At 41.5% G+C, this 22,260-nt stretch carries 11 protein-coding genes; 9 read left to right on the top strand and 2 right to left on the bottom strand.

Going from position 1 to position 22,260, the window contains the following annotated elements; all coding sequences use genetic code 11:
• The 5 genes from R8P61_19510 to R8P61_19490 all read left to right on the top strand — a co-directional run bounded on the left by R8P61_19510 (position 1) and on the right by R8P61_19490 (position 11,690).
• Positions 1-372 carry a hypothetical protein gene (locus tag R8P61_19510; GenBank protein ID MDW3649265.1) on the top strand — a complete coding sequence of 124 codons (372 nt, stop codon included), beginning with the start codon at positions 1-3 and terminating at the stop codon, positions 370-372.
• A 150-nt stretch (positions 373-522) separates the two neighbouring features.
• The gene (locus R8P61_19505) at positions 523-3,441 is read left to right on the top strand and encodes a T9SS-dependent M36 family metallopeptidase (GenBank protein MDW3649264.1); all 2,919 of its coding nucleotides are present in this window, start codon (positions 523-525) and stop codon (positions 3,439-3,441) included.
• 424 nt (positions 3,442-3,865) lie between these two features.
• A complete protein-coding gene (locus R8P61_19500) occupies positions 3,866-9,010 on the top strand; it encodes an FG-GAP-like repeat-containing protein (GenBank protein MDW3649263.1) in 5,145 nt (1,714 codons plus the stop codon).
• 170 nt (positions 9,011-9,180) lie between these two features.
• Positions 9,181-10,701 carry an MBOAT family O-acyltransferase gene (locus R8P61_19495; GenBank protein MDW3649262.1) on the top strand — a complete coding sequence of 507 codons (1,521 nt, stop codon included), beginning with the start codon at positions 9,181-9,183 and terminating at the stop codon, positions 10,699-10,701.
• Positions 10,701-11,690, top strand: a complete 990-nt coding sequence (locus R8P61_19490; protein ID MDW3649261.1) for a hypothetical protein — start codon at positions 10,701-10,703, stop codon at positions 11,688-11,690. Before R8P61_19495 ends, R8P61_19490 begins: the two co-directional genes overlap by 1 nt.
• 345 nt (positions 11,691-12,035) lie before the next feature.
• Here the strand turns inward: R8P61_19490 and R8P61_19485 are convergent, their stop codons facing one another.
• Positions 12,036-12,827, bottom strand: coding sequence for a DUF2520 domain-containing protein (locus R8P61_19485; GenBank protein ID MDW3649260.1), 792 nt, complete (start codon positions 12,825-12,827; stop codon positions 12,036-12,038).
• Positions 12,828-12,865: 38 nt separating this feature from the next.
• A complete protein-coding gene (locus R8P61_19480; protein MDW3649259.1) occupies positions 12,866-18,403 on the bottom strand; it encodes a hypothetical protein in 5,538 nt (1,845 codons plus the stop codon).
• A gap of 245 nt (positions 18,404-18,648) precedes the next feature.
• On the opposite strand from R8P61_19480, the gene R8P61_19475 reads away from it, so the two are divergent.
• The 4 genes from R8P61_19475 to R8P61_19460 all read left to right on the top strand — a co-directional run bounded on the left by R8P61_19475 (position 18,649) and on the right by R8P61_19460 (position 22,147).
• Entirely contained in the window at positions 18,649-19,143 is a 495-nt protein-coding gene (locus R8P61_19475) for a sigma-70 family RNA polymerase sigma factor (GenBank protein MDW3649258.1), read from the top strand.
• 5 nt (positions 19,144-19,148) lie between these two features.
• Positions 19,149-19,760, top strand: a complete 612-nt coding sequence (locus tag R8P61_19470; GenBank protein MDW3649257.1) for a hypothetical protein — start codon at positions 19,149-19,151, stop codon at positions 19,758-19,760.
• Between the two features lie 309 nt (positions 19,761-20,069).
• A complete protein-coding gene (locus R8P61_19465) occupies positions 20,070-20,696 on the top strand; it encodes an outer membrane beta-barrel protein (protein ID MDW3649256.1) in 627 nt (208 codons plus the stop codon).
• Between the two features lie 74 nt (positions 20,697-20,770).
• The gene (locus tag R8P61_19460; protein ID MDW3649255.1) at positions 20,771-22,147 is read left to right on the top strand and encodes a M43 family zinc metalloprotease; all 1,377 of its coding nucleotides are present in this window, start codon (positions 20,771-20,773) and stop codon (positions 22,145-22,147) included.
• Positions 22,148-22,260 lie beyond the last annotated feature (113 nt).

Raw genomic sequence — 22,260 nt, 5'->3', positions numbered from 1 at the left:
ATGAAATCATTTATCATCCTTGCTTTCCTGTTAGGAGGGATTTTATGTATACCTCATGCATTACACGCTCAGAAATTGAAATTCAATGGATGGGTGAAAACGAGCACGGATATAGATAGTGTGCATACACCCAGTTCGACCGAAGAGAAAAATTTCCATAAAGACCTACTCGCAAAATTTAAGAGCAAAGACGGAAGAATAAGCCTGAATCTTCAGCTTGATCTCCTACGACTATCCCAATTTCGTTCCCTGCCAACAGAAGGAGTAAATCCCGAAATTAGTAGCACCCTTACCCAAAAGCGGAGCCAGTTTCAAATGAGATTAGGGCTCATCATTTATTTGTGGAAGCCGAAAAAGAAAAGGTCTCCTTAAAACCATTCAGGCTGATATTTATTCCGATTTGTGTATTTTCCTTTATTTGGAGATAATTCTTTCTTATATTTGACAAGCCAACCCCAAATACACCTTCCTTTCTCATACTTTTTTACCTGCTTCTTTGACTGAGGACATTATACTCCCTTTATGAGAAAATATTTAACGCTTTTTCCTACTCTACTTTTATTCCTTACTCTTTCTACTCTTAACCAACTTTCAGCTCAAAACATAGAAGAACAAGCAGAAGCCTATATTCGAGAGAACCTTGATAAACTAGGTTTGCAAGCTTCCGATCTTGATGACTGGCAACTCCAAAATCATTTATATTCTGAACGTTCGGGCCTGCATCACATCTACTGGAAACAAACCTACCAGGGAATAGATGTCGAAGCCGCTATTCTCAATATCAATATTTATGAACATGGAAACGTCCTGAGTATGGGGAGCAGCTTTGTTCCGAATCTCAAGGACGTGCTTAGTGGCAATGACCAGATAGGCGCTTCTCAAGCTGTAAGCAATGCTGCTATTCAATTTGAAATTCCTCTGGGTGATCCTCAACTCATTTCTGCCTCTACAGCTCCCGGCCTGGAGAGTTTGTTTGATCAAGGGGAAATAGCCCTTGAGCCGATCAGCGCGAAACAGATGTATGTAAATAGTAATGGGGCTACAAGACTTGCATGGAATGTTCAAATCTATTTGAAAGATGCCAGTAAATGGTGGGCCATTCAGGTAGATGCTGAGAATGGAACAATTTTAGGAAGTCGGGATCAGGTATTGCACTGTAGCTTTGACGCTGAAGTCCAATCAAATATCAAGCATAGCCTTGATCTGGGGGCACAGTCTCTCATGCATGCCGCTCCTGTAAAAGTCGAAAAAATAAACGCTCCTGATTCTTATCGGGTGTATCCACTGGGAATTGAAAGCCCGAATCACGGAAGCAGAAGCCTGGAAGTAAATCCTGCAGATGCCACAGCTTCTCCTTTTGGCTGGCATGATACGGATGGAGCTGATGGAGCAGAATATACTACTACTCAAGGGAACAATGTATATGCCCAGGAGGATAGAGATGCGAACAACTCTGGTGGCGACAGACCTGATGGAGGTGCCAGCCTTGATTTTGATTTTAACCTCGACTTTAACCAGGACATAACTGCAAATAGCCCGGTTCCGAATGAAAGTGCCGTTATCACTAACCTCTTTTACTGGAATAATATCATACATGATGTTTTCTACCAATATGGATTTGATGAGGCGAGTGGAAATTTTCAGGAAAACAACTATGGAAATGGAGGAGCTGATGGCGACCAGGTATTGGCAGATGCCCAGGACGGGGGCGGTCTGAATAATGCAAACTTTGCGACCCCGACTGATGGAGGAAGTGGAAGAATGCAAATGTTTCTATGGGGAGATTCTGATGCCGGAGAAGTTATAGTTAATAGTCCTGTTGGAATTGCAGCTACCTATGCCAGTGTACCAGATGTAAATGCTCCTGGCCTTTATAATATTACCGAAGAGGTAATACTTGCCGATGACGGAAGTGCAAATCCTACAGAGCTTTGTGGGACAGCTGTGAATGGGGGAGCCATGAATGGAAAGATTGTATTGATCGACGAAAGTGGGAGCTGTTCTTTTTATACCCAGGTCATAAACGCTCAGGATGAAGGTGCAGCTGGAGTCATTATTATCAAAGATGGCGCAGGGGCTCCTAGTTCTCCAAATACCGGAATTTTGGGATTATTCTTCGTAAGCATACCTGCTGTAATGGTAAGTGAGGCAGATGGAGACTTGATGAAAACAGAGATCAATAATGGAAATACGGTAAATGCTACAATGAAACCGGCCGGCGACTTTATTGATGGAGATTTTGATAATGGAATCATTGCCCATGAATACGGACATGGTATTTCTATCCGACTGACCGGTGGTGCAGGAAATAGTTCTTGTTTACAAAATGATGAGCAGGCAGGAGAAGGATGGTCCGATTGGTTTGGAATTGTTTTGACACATCTTCCTTCCCATACAAATGCAACTGCAAGAGGAATTGGTACCTATGCCCTGGAAGAACCTGTAACGGGAGACGGTATCAGAACCTATCCCTATTCTACGGATATGGCTGTTAATCCTCATACCTATGGAGATATTGCCGATCCCGGTCTTTCAGTTCCGCATGGAGTAGGATCTGTATTCGCAGTTATGCTTTATGATCTCTATTGGAATCTTATCGATCAACATGGGTATGATACGGACCTTTACTCAGGTACTGGTGGAAATAATATAGCCATCCAATTGGTGATCGACGGTTTGAAGCTTCAGCCTTGTTCACCGGGATTTGTTGATATGAGAGATGCAATTCTTGCCGCAGATCAAGCCAATTATGGTGGAGCCAATGAAGCCCTCATTTGGCAAACTTTTGCAAGAAGAGGGCTCGGATTTAGTGCCTCTCAAGGAAGTAGTGCCAGTCGCTCTGATGGAACGGAAGCCTTTGATTTGCCTCCAGGTATTTTCCCTGTAGAAATGCTCAGCTTTAATGCAAAAAGTTTCAATCAGGATATCCAACTGAATTGGGAGACCGCATTAGAACAAAACAATCAGGGCTTCGAAGTAGAAAGATTTTCAGAGCAATCTCAAAGCTTCGAAAAAATCGGCTGGACAGATGGATTAGGAGATACGGATCAAGGGCATATCTATCGCTTTGTAGATAAAGATGTGAAAGCCGGAATCACCTATACCTATCGACTCAAGCAGATAGATTACGATGGACAGTTCAGCTATTCTGATAAGGTTACAGCAGAACTCGATCCCTATGCAAATCCAGCTTTAGTTCTTTACCCTAATCCCCTCGATCAGGAGACCCTTCTGATAGATATTCTGGGAGTAGAGCTCAAAAGCAAAGTAGATATATCCATCTTTGATAAAATGGGCCGTAAGGTACTTGCCCAGTCATTTGATAAAGATGAAGTCCAGGGAAGTATTGAACTGGATATGGCCAAATTGAGTGCTGGCTTATATTCTGTCAAGGTACAGAGTGCCGGATTCAGCAAAATCGAAAAACTACTGATTCGATAATCAATCACTGACACACGCCAAACGTAGAAGGCCGCCTGTAAAGGTGGCCTTTTCATTTTAGGTCGAATAAATAAAAGGGATTCATGAACAGAGATTCGGGAATTTTAGCCAAAAGCCCAAAATTCTTACAGCCTTAGGAAGCATGCTGTTTTGAGTAGAATATTTCTGAAAAATGAAATTCATTTATGCCATTATTTCAAGCTTTCAACCTTTGAGTGATTAATGATCACAGTTCAGGCAGAGAACTCCATAATTACGAAAAGTTGAAATTAGTTTTGTATGCTTGGAACCGAAGTTTTCGACAAAAATATCGGGAATTGTATGGGATAGTTTATGGGCTTGGTGGTATAGGTGCAAATTTGAAGCTACCTATCCCCAATGGGTTTAATCTTTTTCATTCGGTCGTTCTTCAACACTGACGTACATGTTCACTAATTCTACCCATTCTCTTTTTTCTCTAGTATTCCTTTCTATCCTTTTTTTATTTCCGAATGAAAGCATAAATGCGCAGAATACGCCGGTTTCATTTAGCAATAGTAGCAATCTGATTCCCAGTGGAATCTTTAGCGGAGCTCCTATGGGAATCGCAGATATGAATGGAGATGGCAAGGACGATATCATTCACCTGGATGATCGCCTCAGCTTAAAAATCTCTTTTCAGAATGCCGCCGGTCAAAGTTTTACCACCCAGAATTATGGGCAACTAAACAATGGTACAGAATGGGCACTTTGCGTAGCAGACGTCGATCACAATGGGATCAATGACCTGATAGCTGGAGGAGCCTACAATAATATCAAACTGGTCAAGGGGAATAATCTGGGTCAGTTTACAACCTCCATACTTTCCAATTCAAACATCTTTGTACAGGGTAGCAATTTTGTCGATATCAACAATGATGGCTGGGTGGATATTTTTGCCTGTCATGATGAGGCAGATAGCCGAAAGTATGAGAATAATGGGAACGGATCATTTAGCATGAACAATTCCCTGATTGAAACTACTTCTCCTCCCAGTGATAATAGCGGTAATTATGCTTCCATTTGGACCGACTATGATAATGATGGAGACCTGGATATGTACCTTTCCAAATGCCGCCAGGGAGTGTCAAGTTCCTCGGATTTGAGGAGAATAAATAAACTCCTGCAAAACGATGGCAATAATGTTTTTACGGATGTCGCTTTATCCGCCGGTTTACAAATAGGTGCCCAAACCTGGACCACCGATTTTGCAGATATTGACAATGATGGCGATATGGATGCTTTTGTCAATAATCACGGAGCTGATTGCCAGATCTTTCTTAACAATGGCGATGGATCCTTCACCGACAATACGGCTGGCAGTGGGATTCTACCCACCCTCAATGCAGCAGCTTCTCTCACAGGAATTCAGGCCTTCTTCAGAGACTTCAATAATGATGGCTATGTGGATCTTTTGTATTCGGGAGAAGAGCATTATCTGTTTTATAATGATGGAGATGGAACCTTTTCACTTGCCCTAAATCCTTTTGGAGCAAATGATATTCACTCTTTCGCAGTGGGAGACCTTAACCATGATGGTTTTCTGGATATCTATGCCAGTCATGGGTCTGGATTCAATTCCCTGGGTTCGGTGGATGATGATATGTTTTTAAATAATGGAAACAGCAATCATTTCATAGTTATCGACCTGGAGGGAAGGCAGAGCAATATCAATGGGATCGGTGCGAGGATAGAAATATATGGCCCCTGGGGAAAGCAGATACGAGAAGTACGTTCCGGAGAAGGCTATGGGGTAATGAATACTTTTAGTCAGCATTTTGGGATCGGAAGTAGTACGGATCTGGATTCCGTGATTGTTCGGTGGCCAAGTGGGATTGTCGATAAATTAGAGAATCTGGCAATTGACCAGTTTCATAAGATCCTGGAAGAAAATGTATTGAAAGCCATTCCCCTCGCAGATCGTACAGAAGCTTATCCTGCACCCGCTACGATAAACTTTGATGGAAGTACTTCGAGGGACCCCTTGGGAACAGGACTTGGCTATAGCTGGACCTACGGGGATGGAAATTCCGGAAGCGGAGCGACTCCTTCGCATACCTATACCACTACCGGAACCTATACGGTAATTTTGACGGTAACAGACAATAATTCAGATGCACATACGGATTCTATTGTAGTTCGTATAGCGGAAAATGTGGATGAATTTCCCAACCTGGATTATGATGATGATAATGATGGAATCCCGGATTCAGTAGAATTGAAAGTGGGAGCTTTTAAGTTGGATTTGGCTGCCTTTCAAATTCCGGATGATGGAGGAACCTCCACCCAATTGGTAGATCTGTCTACTTATGGTTTGTCGATTGGTCAGAAGATCAAGGTAAAAGATGTAATCGCAGATGGAGACCTGAATGGCGCAAATGAGAATTTTATCCTCAATTTTAATAATAGCGAATATACAAGTCCCTCCCTGACTACGGGGCAGCAATGTTTCCTTTCTATGATTGCTGTTTCCCCCGAAGTATCAGAAGAAATTACAATCATTGATATTGGGTCAGGAGTTCCAGGCATCAAAATCCAGGGTACGAGCAGTAATGCTGTGGATGATCTTGCGGATTGTTTAGGAGCTATGTATGCCTTGAGCCTTGAAATTGATCCAATCCTGGACGTCGATGGAGATGGAATTCAAAACCACCTGGACCTGGATACCGATAATGATGGAGTATGGGATGTAACAGAAGCTGGAGGTACGGACGCTGATGGAGATGCTTTTATAGATGATTTGAATGATCAGGCAAGCTTAATAAATCCTACTAATTCAGATTCAGATAATCTTCCGGATTATGCAGATTTGGAAAGTAGCAATGCGGCAAACGATGGCACTGGTCCCTTTGATTTGTCCTCGACAACTTTCGGGTATTTTGATACGAATGGAGATGGGAAAATTGATCCTCTTGATACGGACGGAGGGACAGATGGAGATCAGGATGGCCTGGATGATTTGATTGATGGAAATTTAGAGGAAAAGGGAGCAGCAAGAATAGGGGAAGAGATTTGTGTCCCGGGAAATACAGTAGCTAGAAAATGGAATGAAGTTTTACTGGAAAGCATCCGTAAGGACTTTGCCAGACCTACTGTTCACGCCCGAAACCTACACCACATCACTGCTGCTATGTATGATGCCTGGGCAGTTTTAGATACCTCATCTCTGCAATACTTTCTGGGGAATACCGTAGACGGATTCAGTATTGCTTTCAGTGGAATGTCTGCGGTAGCAGATACAGTAGCAGCGCAGGAAGAGGCCATGAGTTATGCCGCCTTTAGAATCATCAATCATCGCTTTCAAAATTCGCCCGGAAAAAACCATTCCCTCTATCTGGCGGATCTGGTGATGAGAGATTTGGGATATGATCCCTCAAATACTTCCACGGATTATGTTGCAGGAGGACCTGCCGAACTCGGTAACTACATAGCCGATCGCGTGATTGCTTTTGGCTTACAGGATGCTTCAAATGAAGTAAATGATTATGCAAATACCCATTACCAGCCCGTCAATCAATTTATAGAAATAGAGGAGCCCGGTAATCCAAATTTAAGCCATCCTAACCGATGGCAACCGATCGCCTTTGATGTCTTTATCGACCAGTCGGGCAATGTTACTTCGGGGAAGATCCCAGACTTTTTGAGTCCCGAATGGGGAGATGTTTCTGCTTTCGCTTTGGAAGGAAAAGATCGTACAGATTATTCCCGGGATGGAAATGCCTATAAGGTATTCCATGATCCCGGTACGCCACCTCAATTGGATACGCTAAGTATTACGCCTGACTCAGATATCTATAAGGAGGCTTTTAGTATGGTGGCTGCCTGGAGTTCTCACCTGGACCCAACAGATGGAGTCATGTGGGACATTTCACCCGCTGCTATCGGCAACATTGCGGTAGCTGACATGCCGACAGATTTCGCCGGGCATAGTGGCTTCTATGATTTTAACGATGGGGGAGTTATTGGAAATGGAAGAACAATAAATCCTAGAACCGGAGCTCCATATGTGAGCCAAATGGTTCCCCGAGGAGATTATGCACGGGTACTGGCCGAATTCTGGGCAGATGGACCTGATAGTGAAACTCCTCCCGGACATTGGTTTACAATACTCAATTATGTAAGTGATCATCCGGATTTGGTAAAAAAGTGGAGGGGACAAGGCGAAGTGCTTTCCGATTTGGAATGGGACATCAAAACCTACTTCACCCTGGGAGGGACCATGCATGATGCTGCCATAACTGCATGGAGTGTGAAGGGCTGGTACGATTATATACGACCGGTTTCTGCTTTACGCTATATGGCCAGAAGAGGTCAAAGCAGCAATCCATCTGGACCAAATTATGATCCGGGCGGCATTCCCCTTTATCCGGGCTTGATTGAAATGGTGGAAATCGGCGATCCTTTAGCCGGACCTGCCAATGAGCATGTCGGTAAAGTAAAAATATATGGATGGAGAGGACCAGACGTAATCCTTAATCCGGATTCAGATGTGGCAGGAGTCGATTGGATACTGGCCGAAAACTGGATGCCCTATCAAAGACCTACCTTCGTTACGCCCCCTTTTGCAGGATATGTTTCAGGTCATAGTACCTATTCTCGGGCAGCAGCAGAAGTGATGACCTTCATGACCGGAGATGAATATTTTCCGGGAGGAATGGGCGAATTTCTTTGTGAGCAAAATGAATTTCTCGTTTTCGAGGACGGACCTAGTATGGATATCCGACTTCAATGGGCGACTTATAGAGATGCTTCAGACGAATGTAGCCTGAGTCGTATTTGGGGAGGAATTCATCCCTCTCTTGATGATATCCCGGGAAGATTTATGGGTATAGAAGTCGGAGAAGATGCATTCGCCTATAGTGATAGCATCTTCAATCAAAGACAGATTCAGTTCAGCCTCAAATCTATCCTTGAAGGGCCTTATGATGCAGGGGCAGGTTCGATGGATGATTTCTATCGAACTGATGGACTCCTGGGGAATCTTGATCCCTATGGACTCGGGACAGAAGTAGATGCTGATGTTTTAGTGCCTACCAATGAAGATGCTGTGGTAGATTGGATGAAAGTCGAATTGAGAGATAAGGACGATCCAACAATTATCATAAGTGAAAAAGCGGTTTTGGTACAAAGGGATGGAGACATGATAGACGAAACCGGTAAGCTGCAAATCAGTTTCAATAACCTGAATGCAGAGTCCTATTATATCAGTATCAAACACTACAACCATCTCGGTGTAATGACAGCCAGCCCTGTCAATCTATCCACCGCCACTTCTATCGATTTTACCTTACCCACTACAGATGTATATTCTCTGGGGGGGCTTGCCAGAAAAAATGATAATGGAATTATGACACTCTGGGCCGGGGATGCCAATGGAGATGGAAATATCAATGCCATTGATAAGAACCTCTTTTGGAAAGTGCAAAATGGATCGATCTTTCAATATGGCTCCAGTGGCGCAGATTTCAATTTGGATGGAGTTATCAATGCGATTGATCTCAATTTTTACTGGAGGTTTAATAACTCCTTTACCATTCAGATTCCGGAATAAAAATTTAATACCATACCTTCCTGAGCCAGTTTGAATTCTTTTCAAGCTGGCTTATTCTTTATGGAAAGCGTTTAATAATCGATGTATTAAATTGTATAATTATTGAATTGTAAATTTCGGTTAATGAAATAAATTTGAGTCTGGTATGAATATTCAGCCAAACTGAATTTATGTTATTCAATTCACTAACCTTTGCCATATTTTTCCCAATAGTCTTTCTGCTCTATTGGTTTACCTGGAAAGATGTCCGTCTTTGGTTTACAGGCAAACAGCTCATAGCGGCTGATACAGGCCAGAAGCTATCTGGAGCTGTTTCGAGCCCATTTGAAGGGAGCCGAAGCATCCAAAGCCAGAATATCCTATTACTCATTGCCAGCTATACTTTTTATGGTTGGTGGGATTGGCGCTTTCTGGGCCTGATCGCATTGAGCAGTATTACAGACTATTGGGTCGGCCTGCAATTGGGAAAGACAGAAGAGGCGAAGCGGAGAAAGAGTTTGCTATATATAAGTCTGGGGCTGAACCTCGGCATGTTGGGACTCTTCAAATATTTCAATTTTTTCATCGAGTCTTTTATTGATGCTTTCTCTGTTTTTGGATTAAATCTGCATTACAGCAGCTTGCAATTGATCCTTCCGGTAGGGATCAGTTTTTATACTTTTCAGACCCTTTCCTATACCCTGGATATTTACCGGAGAAAATTGGAACCCTCCAAAGATCCGGTTTCCTTTTTCACCTTCGTGAGTTTCTTTCCGCAATTGGTGGCCGGGCCTATCGAACGGGCGTCCAATCTGCTTCCTCAATTTTCCAAAAGAAGGAAATTTGATTATGAAGCTTCACGCGGAGCTTTGAAACAAATCTTATGGGGCTTATTCAAAAAGATCGTAATCGCAGACAATTGTGCGATTTATGCCAATCAGATCTTTGGCTCCAGTGAAGAACTATCCGGGAGTGTATTGTTGCTGGGAGGAATCTATTTTGCTGTACAGGTATATGGTGACTTCAGTGGCTATTCGGATATAGCCATAGGTACTGCGAGGCTCTTGGGCTTTAAGCTGCTTGATAATTTTAAGTTGCCTTATTTCTCTTCTTCCATCTCCGAATTCTGGAGACGTTGGCACATCTCTCTCAATACCTGGTTTATCGACTACATCTATACTCCTATCGCTTTGAAGAGACGTAACTGGGGCACTTATGGGATCCTCTTTGCGATTCTATTCACCTTTACGACCAGTGGATTGTGGCATGGAGCTAATTATACCTTTGTCATGTGGGGCTTCTTACATGCGCTTGCACTGGCTTACGAGACCCTGACAAAGAAAAGGCGGAGGAAGTTGAAGAAGAAATTTCATCCTTTGCTGTGGACAGGAGTCAGCGGTTGTATCACATTCGCTTTTGTCGTACTGACAGATATATTTTTCCGGGCAGAATCTATTGGCCATGCCGCTCAATACATCGGGGCCATGTTCAGTGCTGATCTATTTGCTTTACCCGATCCTTTGGCTCAGGCCAAATTTATGCCCTGGGTATTGGCATTCTTTGTATTTGAATGGTTACAACGAAATCGAGCATACATTCTCGAACTCAGTTTCTTGCCGAGGCTGGGTAGGTGGATGTTCTATTATACGGTGATTTACCTCATTTTCAACTACGGCGCCAGTCCACAATCCTTTATCTATTTCCAATTCTAATGAAAGCATTTCTCCGATCCATATTGTTGTTCACCCTGCCATTACTGCTGATGCCTGTGATGATCTATGTGGTTGATCCCTTTGGAATATTCCGGGAAGACTTTAGCCAACAGGTAATAGAGCCCAATCAACGTTTTACAAAAATGAAATGGTTGAGTGAAGAGAAGCGGGACTTTGATTCCTTCATTTTTGGTTCTTCGAAAGTAGGGAATATAGATAGCCGAAAGATGCGTAGCGGGAAGTATTACAATATGACCTATTCTATGGGCTTGCCTTATGAGTGGATGGAGGACATGAAACAATTAGCGAATACGGGATACCGGATCAAAAACATAGTCATCTGTCTCGATGAATTTAGCTATACCCGCACCCATGACCAGAACAGTTCCTTTTTACGGAAACCCTATTCAGAATCCTGGCTGAAAAGAACAGAGTTTCAGGCGAAATATCTCTTACGTATGCCCAATTTTTCCGTCTTGAAGAAAGCCTGGTATCCGCTCAACAAAGACAAAGCTTTTCTAGTCAACTACGACATCCAGGGTACAGGCATACCCTTTAAAACAGAAAGAGAAAACTATGTGGAGGAAAATCTGGACCTCCACCTGACGGATTGGAAATTTGATATCGACTGGCCGCTCAAACTCCCTCGCATGGATGAATCTCTCTACGCGATCAAGGAAATTAAACAGTTTTGTGAGGAACAAGGGATTGAGCTGCAAGTCGTTTATCTACCTGTCTACCATAAGAAGCTCGCCGATGTCAGGACCAATAAGTTTGAGGAATACAAATCCCGGCTTGCTGAGATTACAGACTATTGGGACTTTAGTGAGGTGCGACCGATCATTGACGAACGGCAATACTGGTTTGAGCAGGTGCATTTTCGGGCAAAAGTAGGAGACATGATTGTAGGTAAATTAAATGGAGCTGCTGAGTTGGCTGATTTTGGGAAGTTTGTAGTTAAGAAGGATCGGAATTTTGCGGGGTCTTAGGGCTTCTTTCCAGCTTTTTAGAAAAGGTAGAGCCAAAATCGCAGCGCCAGGGTCCAGCCGCAATAGCCGCGTCATTTCCCGATCGGCACTTCCGAGCTGGCGCGCTTGGGAGAAGCAAAGGTGTTTGGGGATTAGTGTGTCAGGGTGTTAGCGATCGTTATTGTCTGAATTCCCCTAAACTCAAGCTCAATCCCAACCAACTACCCGAGCGCGACGGGGCCAGGCTGCTGCATCGGGTGCGGGGGCTGGAATGCGGGAGGCTTTGCAGCAGCTTGATCTTTTGCTTCTTTTCCATCTAAGGGAAAAGAAGAAGAAACACCATCTAAAGAAAAAGAAAATCTAAAATTAGATCTCAAGATCAGGCCTAATCAACTTACTCATCTCCCAATACAAATCCTGCTGAAATTCCTTTTCCTCTAATAGCTGTAAATGTTTAAGAATAGTAGGAAGGTCTTTTCTAATGGCAGGACCGGTTTGTGTTTTTTGGGGACCAAAGTTGAAGACCTTATCGATATGTTCTTTGATGAGGGGCTCGTAGATATTAAAATGAACGCCTTCCTTTTTCGGTAAATTTTCCTCAGCCATGCGATAGAGGTAATTGGTGAAATTGCAGACCATGACGGCTCCCATGTGGAGACGGAGTCGATCTTCCGAGTCCAGGGGAAAGACTTTGCGTGACATAGTTTTCGCCAGGGCATCTATGACTGGAAAAACTTCCTCATTCCCTTCTAAAAATAAAGGCAAGTCATCAAAAGGGGTAATGCGGTCTTTGGTAAAGATCTGCATGGGATAGAAAACCCCTCTTCTTTCGCCCAAACTCTCCAAAGCTTGTAGGGAAATACTGCCCGATGTGTGGAGGAAGATACTGTGCTTCCTATTGAGCTTTGCCAGTTCTATTGCTGTAGGCTCAATGAGAGAGTCAGGCAGGCAAAGAAAAACCAATTCGGCATTAGGATGAAGCTCTGAAAGCTTGCTAGTAATCTCCGGGACATCATACTCTTTTTGGTAGCGTTTGAGCTTCTCTTCATCTCTGGAGATAAGCTGGAGAAGCTCACAAGTTGAGTTTCTGAGAGCCGGGAGAAGGCTATGCGCCAGATTTCCTATGCCGATGAGAGCTACTTTTCTACGGTTTTTCATAAGATTAACCTAGTAGATAATCTTGTTCAATAATACCTCTATTGACTATCATAAATTGCCAGAATCCAATCTCTGTATTTAGAATCTATATAGTCAAGGGAATTCATTTCTAAATGAATCTTAATAAATGGATAAATAATTTCGGATGAACCACCTGCTCCTAACCATGCCTTAAAAACAAATTGTGCTTCTTTTTCCTGAGCGTAATTCTCGAGGTATTGAATGAGAAACTCCTGGATACATTCTTTATCCCCACTCTGATTCAGCCATGCATTAATAGCGAATTGAGCTTCTTTTTCCTGAGCGTTTTTCTCGAGGTAAGCAATGAGGAATGCTCGAATGCTTTGTGTATCACCCCCATTATCTAACCAAGGTTGTATAACAAAGGGAGCTTCTTTTTCCTGAGCGTTTTTCTCGAGGTAAGCAATGAGGAATGCTCGAATGCTTTGTATATTACCCCCATTATCCAGCCACGCTTTAAAAACAAATTGAGCTTCTTTTTCCTGAGCGTTTTTCTCGAGGTAAGCAATGAGGAATGCTCGAATGCTTTGTATATTACCCCCATTATCCAGCCACGCTTTAAAAACAAATTGAGCTTCTTTTTCCTGAGCGTTTTTCTCGAGGTAAGTAATGACGAACTCTTGAATTCCGGCCGTATCCCCTCCATTATTCAACCATGCATTGATAGCAAATTGAGCTTCTTTTTCCTGAGCGTTTTTCTCGAGGTAAGTAATGACGAACTCTTGAATTCCGGCCGTATCCCCTCCATTATTCAACCATGCATTGATAGCAAATTGAGCTTCTTTTTCCTGAGCGTTTTTCTCGAGGTAAGCAATGAGGAATGCTCGAATGCTTTGTGTATCACCCCCATTATCCAGCCACGCTTTAAAAACAAATTGAGCTTCTTTTTCCTGAGCGTTTTTCTCGAGGTAAGCAATGAGGAATGCTCGAATGCTTTGTGTATCACCCCCATTATTCAACCAAGGTTGTATAACAAAGGGAGCTTCTTTTTCCTGAGCGTTTTTCTCGAGGTAAGTAATGACGAACTCTTGAATTCCGGCCGTATCCCCTCCATTATTCAACCATGCATTGATAGCAAATTGAGCTTCTTTTTCCTGAGCGTTTTTCTCGAGGTAAGCAATGAGGAATGCTCGAATGCTTTGTGTATTACCCCCATTATCCAGCCACGCTTTAAAAACAAATTGAGCTTCTTTTTCCTGAGCGTTTTTCTCGAGGTAAGCAATGAGGAATGCTCGAATGCTTTGTGTATTACCCCCATTATCCAGCCACGCTTTAAAAACAAATTGAGCTTCTTTTTCCTGAGCGTTTTTCTCGAGGTAAGCAATGAGGAATGCTCGAATGCTTTGTGTATTACCCCCATTATCCAGCCACGCTTTAAAAACAAATTGAGCTTCTTTTTCCTGAGCGTTTTTCTCGAGGTAAGCAATGAGGAATGCTCGAATGCTTTGTGTATCACCCCCATTATCCAGCCACGCTTTAAAAACAAATTGAGCTTCTTTTTCCTGAGCGTTTTTCTCGAGGTAAGCAATGAGGAATGCTCGAATGCTTTGTGTATCACCCCCATTATCTAACCAAGGTTGTATAACAAAGGGAGCTTCTTTTTCCTGAGCGTTTTTCTCGAGGTAAGCAATGAGGAATGCTCGAATGCTTTGTGTATCACCCCCATTATCCAGCCACGCTTTAAAAACAAATCGAGCTTCTTTTTCCTGAGCGTTTTTCTCGAGGTAAGCAATGAGGAATGCTCGAATGCTTTCAATATCTCCTCCATTATTCAACCAAGGTTGTATAACAAATCGAGCTTCTTTTTCCTGAGCGTATTTCTCGAGGTAAGCAATGAGGAATGCTCGAATGCTTTCAATATCTCCTCCATTATTCAACCAAGGTTGTATAACAAAGGGAGCTTCTTTTTCCTGAGCGTATTTCTCGAGGTAAGCAATGAGGAATGCTCGAATGCTTTGTGTATTACCCCCATTATCCAGCCACGCTTTAAAAACAAATTGAGCTTCTTTTTCCTGAGCGTTTTTCTCGAGGTAAGAAATAAGAAATGCTCGAATGCTTTGTGTATCACCCTCATTATCCAGCCACGCTTTAAAAACAAATTGAGCTTCTTTTTCCTGAGCGTTTTTCTCGAGGTAAGCAATGAGGAACTCTTGAATTCCGGCCGTATCCCCTCCATTATTCAACCATGCATTGATAGCAAATTGAGCTTCTTTTTCCTGAGCGTTTTTCTTGAGGTAAGCAATGAGGAATGCTCGAATGCTTTGTGTATCACCCCCATTATCCAGCCACGCTTTAAAAACAAATTGAGCTTCTTTTTCCTGAGCGTTTTTCTCGAGGTAAGCAATGAGGAATGCTCGAATGCTTTCAATATCTCCTCCATTATTCAACCAAGGTTGTATAACAAAGGGAGCTTCTTTTTCCTGAGCGTATTTCTCGAGGTAAGCAATGAGGAATGCTCGAATGCTTTGTGTATTACCCCCATTATCCAGCCACGCTTTAAAAACAAATTGAGCTTCTTTTTCCTGAGCGTTTTTCTCGAGGTAAGCAATGAGGAATGCTCGAATGCTTTGTGTATTACCCCCATTATCCAGCCACGCTTTAAAAACAAATTGAGCTTCTTTTTCCTGAGCGTTTTTCTCGAGGTAAGCAATGAGAAATGCTCGAATGCTTTGTGTATCACCCCCATTATCCAGCCACGCTTTAAAAACAAATTGAGCTTCTTTTTCCTGAGCGTTTTTCTCGAGGTAAGCAATGAGGAATGCTCGAATGCTTTGTGTATCACCCCCATTATCTAACCAAGGTTGGATAACAAAGGGAGCTTCTTTTTCCTGAGCGTTTTTCTCGAGGTAAGCAATGAGGAATGCTCGAATGCTTTGTGTATCACCCCCATTATCCAGCCACGCTTTAAAAACAAATTGAGCTTCTTTTTCCTGAGCGTTTTTCTCGAGGTAAGTAATGACGAACTCTTGAATTCCGGCCGTATCCCCTCCATTATTCAACCATGCATTGATAGCAAATTGAGCTTCTTTTTCCTGAGCGTTTTTCTCGAGGTAAGCGATGAGGAATGCTCGAATGCTTTGTGTATCACCCCCATTATCCAGCCACGCTTTAAAAACAAATTGAGCTTCTTTTTCCTGAGCGTTTTTCTCGAGGTAAGCAATGAGGAATGCTCGAATGCTTTGTGTATCACCCCCATTATCCAGCCACGCTTTAAAAACAAATTGAGCTTCTTTTTCCTGAGCGTTTTTCTCGAGGTAAGCAATAACGAACTCTCGAATTTTGGCTATATCCCCTCCTTGACCAAGGTAACTTTGGATATAAAATGAATCTACTTGGTCTACCTTTTCAAGGCTGTGCCCTAGCTCTTGTTTTACATTTGAGATCCAGTCGTTTTTTTGTGGATGTTCTGATTTTTGTAAGAGCTGAATGATCCCGGACTCAGCTTTATTTGATTCAAAATACTGCCCTAAAAAAGTGTTGATGAATTCAGGGGCATATTTTTTTTCTAGCCATGCAAATAAAATGAATTTGCTGTTTGGTTTTTGGATATTCTCTAAGAAATGATTCTCAATATGGCGCTTAATTTTTAAAGAATCTCCGCCATATTTAATCCACGAACCTATCACATAATTGGCACCTTCTTCTTTGTCATGTAATTCCAAGTACTTAAATAGAAATGTTTTTATTGAATCGGGCTCTCCTCCATGTCTTAACCACGAGTTTATGGTAAAGTTTCCAAATTCATGGTCCCCATTAGTTATAAAATCTTGAAATATTGGAAGAATAAATTCATCAATCCCAAACTTGTTTAAATAGGTTGAAATAATTTTGTCAGCCAGTATACCTGATTTAAGAATGTGAGTGTTTTGCTGTACCCAATTTTGCGCTATATCCTGCAAATTTGTAGGAGTCCTTTCTTTATTTGTCGATTTGCTATAATAATTTAATGCAAACTGAAGTTGCATCCCGAACGACTCAGTAAGAACATAGTCAGAAAAGAATTTTTCATTATTTGTTATTAGTTCGAATTTCTCTTGTTCGTTTAATAAGGCTGAATTTATAAGGTAATAAGGATTTAATAAGTCAGAACCAGATTTTTTTAAATACTTGCTAAAAAAAGAGTGAAAGAAATTGGAATAGTTTTCCCAGATAGGGTCATCTAAAATTCTTTCATATGATCTGAACCAGTTTTTAATTCCGCCATTTTCTAGAGAGAAATCTAGATGATGACTTATTTTTCTAACAAGTGCTCTTTCCTGATTGGTATTTGATTTTAGAAAATGTAATAGTAAGACATCTTTAACCGTATCATGAACGGCATCGAGACGGTCTTTTCCATATAATTTGATTTCTTGTAACCAACCATCAGTCAAAAATTTTTCGCTTACTGAAAATCGGTCTAAAAAACTATCAATGTTCTCCTCAAAGACCGGAAGCAAAGATAACTGACGGGTCAAACTATCTACAGAATAATCTTGGTTTTTTGCAGTTAATCTGAATCTTTTAATCAGCCAGTCTTCAAAACTATTAAATTCAGTAAGATTTATTTCGTCACTCCCAATATCAGATAAGAATCTCAAAAATACCGCGAAGGAGGGTCTAAGTTTATAAAAAAGCTTTTTCTTCTCGTTTGTATGATTTAGGTTAAGTTTATTTATTACCGGGTAAGTAATCCGGCTTGCGACATAGCGATGGTAATAATATTCGCTTTCTTTGTTTTGGGGATCCGTAAAGTCGAAGAAATCAAATAATTGTCGACCAGAGTAGAAAATTGATCTTAGAGTAGTTTCAAAAGATTTTCTGCAGTTCGCTAAAATTTTTATAGAGTCGTCTCTTTTTTCTTCGATTATATGTTTCACTGCTTTCTCAAAGCATTCACTTTCTTCGATATAATCAAACACCAGCAGATACTTCTTTTGGGGGTCTGGACTTAAAGAAGCCAATAAAGCTTCTATATGTTTAAAGTCTGACTTAATAGCTAAAGTAGTCCAGCCTTTTCGTTCGGCATACAAACCTACTTCATACATCGTCCTTGTTTTTCCGGTTCCTCCTTTACCTATTATGATACTGCCTAACTTTTTTTCTAATCCTGAGTAAATATTTTCCTCATCTATAAAAGATTCAGGAGTCATATCTCTTTTCTTAAATTCTACCCGAGATACATATTTTAGAATTCTATGATCCAGATAATCCTGGTACCTTCTTTTGGATTTGTCCTTGGTAAATCTAGCAGCAAAAAATTCGCTAATGTTAGGTACTTGAACTACCGCCCCAGTATCGTATTTTATCTCGATTTTTTGTTGATACTGAAGAATTTCTGCCTGAATCGCATCTGCTCGAAAAGAAATAGGAGCATTGTAATTGTAGGTATTTTCAGAAATGTGAATTTCTGAATCTTCAACATCTTGAATTATGGTATTTCTATCGCCATTCGGTTTGGCAAAGTTGACTTTGTTCGAATCTTGGCTTTCCAGAATCTCGGGATGTTGGACCCCTTTTTTCCCTTTATGACGAGTTTTTCTTCTTTTTTTTGATTTTCGCTTTCTTCCGCTCATTACTATTCCTTATGATCTTATAAAGCCATGAAGAGTACCCCTAAACATAAAAGAATAGGAACTCAAAAGAATGTTTCAAAATATCTGCCTGATTAGGGAAGAGCAGCATATAGCTTATATGCTAATATAACAAGAAAATTAAGGACTTATTTCAGTAGTTGGTCATAGAAAGAAAAAAAATCCTCTTTGCCTGTGAGGAAATCTCTAATTTCTCTAATAATGAAGCAAAAGACTTATTCTAAGATTTGGAAAAGGAAACGTTCATAGAAATCATTAAGCAGCATCGAAGCCTGATTTATAAGATCTGCCATTCCTACTGTTCGGACCCAACAGATAGAAAGGACCTTGAGCAGGAAATCTTCTTGCAACTGTGGAAGTCGATGGGGCGTTTTGATGGGCGGGTAAAGATTTCGACCTGGATGTATAAGGTGGCTTTGAATACAGCGATTATGTTTTACCGAAACCATTCCCGTCATAGAGTAAACCGGAGCTTTTGGGATCATTCGCTCTTATCCATTCAGAACGAGGAGAAAGATGAAGCATATGAAGAGCAAATAAGCCTCTTATATAGATTTATCAATCAGCTAAATGACAATGAGAAGGCCTTGATCTTATTGTATCTGGATGGGATCAAACAAAAAGAGATCGCCGAGATTCTGGGCATTACAGAAACCAATGTGTCCAGCAAGATTAGCCGTATCAAAAAGAAATTGAAAGATCGTGTAAAATTATTCAAGTGAAGATCATGGATTTAGAAAAAATGGAAAGCCTTTGGGCTCAACACAATACAAAATTAGAGCAGAACCTCAAGTTGCAGGAAGAACTGCTCCGTGAACTGAAATTGACCCAGGCAAAAAGGGAGTTAAGCAGACCCCTTTTCTCAGAAATATTAAGTAGCATATTGACTGCAATGTTTGTTATATACTTAGGGGCAGTATCTTTTGCTTTGCTTGATGAATTCAGGTTTAGCTTGCCTGGATTTATCGCAGCTGGAAGTGCAGCTTTCCTGATATATTTTGCGGTGCTTAGGATCAGCAAGATCAAGCGCTTGGACGAAAGAAGCGCCTCCGTACTGGAACTCCAGAAACGTTTTTATGCACTCCAACACTATCGCAGCCTGGTTGGAAGATGGGAGATTGTATTGGGAGCGATTCTGTTACTCGCTATTTGGCCCATCATTCTATGGACGGGATTTGGAGTAGATTTGTATGAGAGTAGCTGGCTACTGGGGATTACGGTGGGGGCATGTGCCCTGATTGGCATTCCTGTTGGGATATGGTATGGGAGATTTTACCGAAGAAAGATGGGAAATACAGAAATACTCCTTTCCGAGATTAAAGAATTAGAAAAAGGATAATTCCAGCCTTTTTAAGGCAGTTGCGAAAAAACTTACTGGTCCCTTTCTTAACAAAGAGGGGCTTTTTTTTGGTCTGGAAACCCTAAAAAATGAATGCTTTATTGCTAAAAAATTGATAAGAATTACTGAAGGTCGTAAATTTAGGCTAACGAGTGTTCGGGTATTCATAAAGAACATTGTCTACTACATAAAGTTATTAAGTAAGCACTCCCCGCTAAAACCTGATTTATATGTTGGATTGTCCCCTAAGGGACGAAAATTCGTACAATTTTTTTGCAACTTAATCTAACTAGCAATTATCTTCGAAGAATGAAAAAAGTAATCCTATCGGTGCTTTTCCTGTCTTTGGTTTCCCTAAGTTTCTCTCAAGATCAAGAACAGGAAAAAGTATCAAAGATCGGTGTTTATGCCGGTCTCACACAGTCTACATTCTATCGCACTGGATTTCCCTCCCTCCCTTTTGATTCTGGTTCCCTTTTTGGCTTTGAAGCAGGCATTGATTTTCCTCTTGTTCAAAATGGAAACTTTGAGTCCCGTCTGTATCTGGGATACAGCATTTATGGAGCAAATGAAACCTTTGCTGATGATGCCCAAAGCGTTGAAACCAAAGTGAGCTTCAACGCCCTTCGTCTGGCAGCCATTCCAGCCATTTATACTTTTGATGTTGACAAATTTAAAGTCTCAGCGGGTATTGGAGGATATGCTGCTTATAATTTGAATGAAAGCGTATCTTCGACACCAGATGATGTATTTTTTGAAGAAGATCTTTTCAGTAGCCTGAATTATGGCTTGCAATTGCAGCTGGGCCTTCGGTACCAGCGCTACATTCTCAACCTAAATCTCTACAATTCCCTAAACAATGTCGCTGAAGCCTTCATTGGACCTGCAGTAATCAAGTCTAAAGGAAGTTCTCTGACAGTCTCTTATATGTTCTAAAGATGAAAAAATATTTTAGTCTAGTCGTCTCGCTTTTCCTGCTGGCTGCGTGCAACAATCAAAATCCTCGTGGAATGGAAGACATCTACGAGAATCTTTCTGCCCGCTATCTCAATATCTATGCTGACAAGGATTTCTATGTCGCCAATGATGCGCCCATCTCATTGAGCAGTGAAGTATTAACTACCTTCTTTGATACCCTTCGTTATGTGCCGGTAACCTATATCGCCAATAATGATACCCTTGCAGACAATATATTTGCCCCAGCTAATAAAGGGCGATATACCATCAAAGGAGTACTTCCTAATGGAGTTATCTCAAACATTCTTCGTGTAGAGGCTTTTGATGAGAGTGATGTTGAACGTTTGAAGCTTCAACATAATGGAGTGAATTACCTGACCAATAATGCATGGTCCTACTCGGGTGATTTTCGCCAGTTGGTGGTTATTGACGGGAAGGAGTTTGAACTGACCCAGAATGAAGATATCAAGTTGTTGCTGGACGGAGTGGCTCAGGATAAAAAAGAAGGATTTCAGTTTGATCAGGCAGGAGAATACGATTTCAGCTTCAAACTTGGAAGCCTGACCAGTAACATCGAGAAATTGTATGTACGTGAGAAGAAACAATTCGATGAAGTTGATCTCCCTGTAGTTTTCCACTTCATCAATACCGATAATTTCAAGTCTTTGGCTCCCAGCCTCATTTCGGCTACCAACCGCCTATTTTCCAATACAGGTATTTCACCGGATGATGTATTAAGAGCAGGAGATAATGCCAATAAGGTCAATACCTATGTGAAATTCTCTATGGCTTCTACTGCACCGGCAGGAGAAAACCTGGATGGACCTGGTATTCACGTGATTGAGGCAGGAAATGGAACCATAACCCTCGGCCGCATGGAACAATTGGCCAGAGAAAATTACTGGAATCCCAATAAATACATCAACATTTTTGTGGGATCGGGCAATGGATGGTCTTTTGCAGGTAATGCTCAACTGGCAACTTTATTAGGGGTAGATTTACCGGGAGCTCCTTCTGTAGATACAGAACCTAATGATCCTATTTATAATCGGGTCTTCCTAAATCCAAATGGAGGAGGAATGTCAGTGGGAACGCTTGCACATGAATTGGGACACCTTTTGGGGCTGCATCATATGTTTGAAGTAGGTTGTAGTCTGGACGGGGATTATGTTACTGATACCTATGCCTACAACAATCCCAATGGAGCCTTCCTGAATGTTACGGAAGATTGCCTGGGTAATTCCTTTTCCAAGGATAATTTGATGGATTACGGAGGCAGCGAGCGTGTTTATACATATGGACAAAGAGAAAGGATACGTCTGGTGATTGAACACGGACTCTTTATTCCAACTCCTAGCAATATCCTCAAAGGGAAAAAGAAGGTGATGGATCCGAATAGACTGATTGAGACGAATAAGCCTATTGAGTAGGCATTGCTATATTCACTAAATAAAAGCTCGGGCGATTTGTCCGGGCTTTTTTTATTAGCCTTTCTCAAAAGAAAGGCTAATAAAAGTGTTGGAGTGATAGTGTTATAGATAAT

This window comes from Bacteroidia bacterium (assembly GCA_033391075.1).
In the GTDB taxonomy this organism is placed as follows: domain Bacteria; phylum Bacteroidota; class Bacteroidia; order J057; family J057; genus JAWPMV01.
Note: the sequence above shows the minus strand (reverse complement) of the source record. Positions and strands in the feature narration are given on the sequence as shown.

Bases quoted from the DNA above. Each gene is read 5' to 3' on its own strand.
- R8P61_19510 (MDW3649265.1), top strand. From the start codon at position 1: ATGAAATCATTTATCATCCTTGCTTTCCTGTTAGGAGGGATTTTATGT.
- R8P61_19485 (MDW3649260.1), bottom strand. From the start codon at position 12,827: ATGAAAAACCGTAGAAAAGTAGCTCTCATCGGCATAGGAAATCTGGCG.
- R8P61_19505 (MDW3649264.1), top strand. From the start codon at position 523: ATGAGAAAATATTTAACGCTTTTTCCTACTCTACTTTTATTCCTTACT.
- R8P61_19495 (MDW3649262.1), top strand. From the start codon at position 9,181: ATGTTATTCAATTCACTAACCTTTGCCATATTTTTCCCAATAGTCTTT.
- R8P61_19480 (MDW3649259.1), bottom strand. From the start codon at position 18,403: ATGAGCGGAAGAAAGCGAAAATCAAAAAAAAGAAGAAAAACTCGTCAT.
- R8P61_19465 (MDW3649256.1), top strand. From the start codon at position 20,070: ATGAAAAAAGTAATCCTATCGGTGCTTTTCCTGTCTTTGGTTTCCCTA.
- R8P61_19470 (MDW3649257.1), top strand. From the start codon at position 19,149: ATGGATTTAGAAAAAATGGAAAGCCTTTGGGCTCAACACAATACAAAA.
- R8P61_19490 (MDW3649261.1), top strand. From the start codon at position 10,701: ATGAAAGCATTTCTCCGATCCATATTGTTGTTCACCCTGCCATTACTG.
- R8P61_19460 (MDW3649255.1), top strand. From the start codon at position 20,771: ATGGAAGACATCTACGAGAATCTTTCTGCCCGCTATCTCAATATCTAT.
- R8P61_19500 (MDW3649263.1), top strand. From the start codon at position 3,866: ATGTTCACTAATTCTACCCATTCTCTTTTTTCTCTAGTATTCCTTTCT.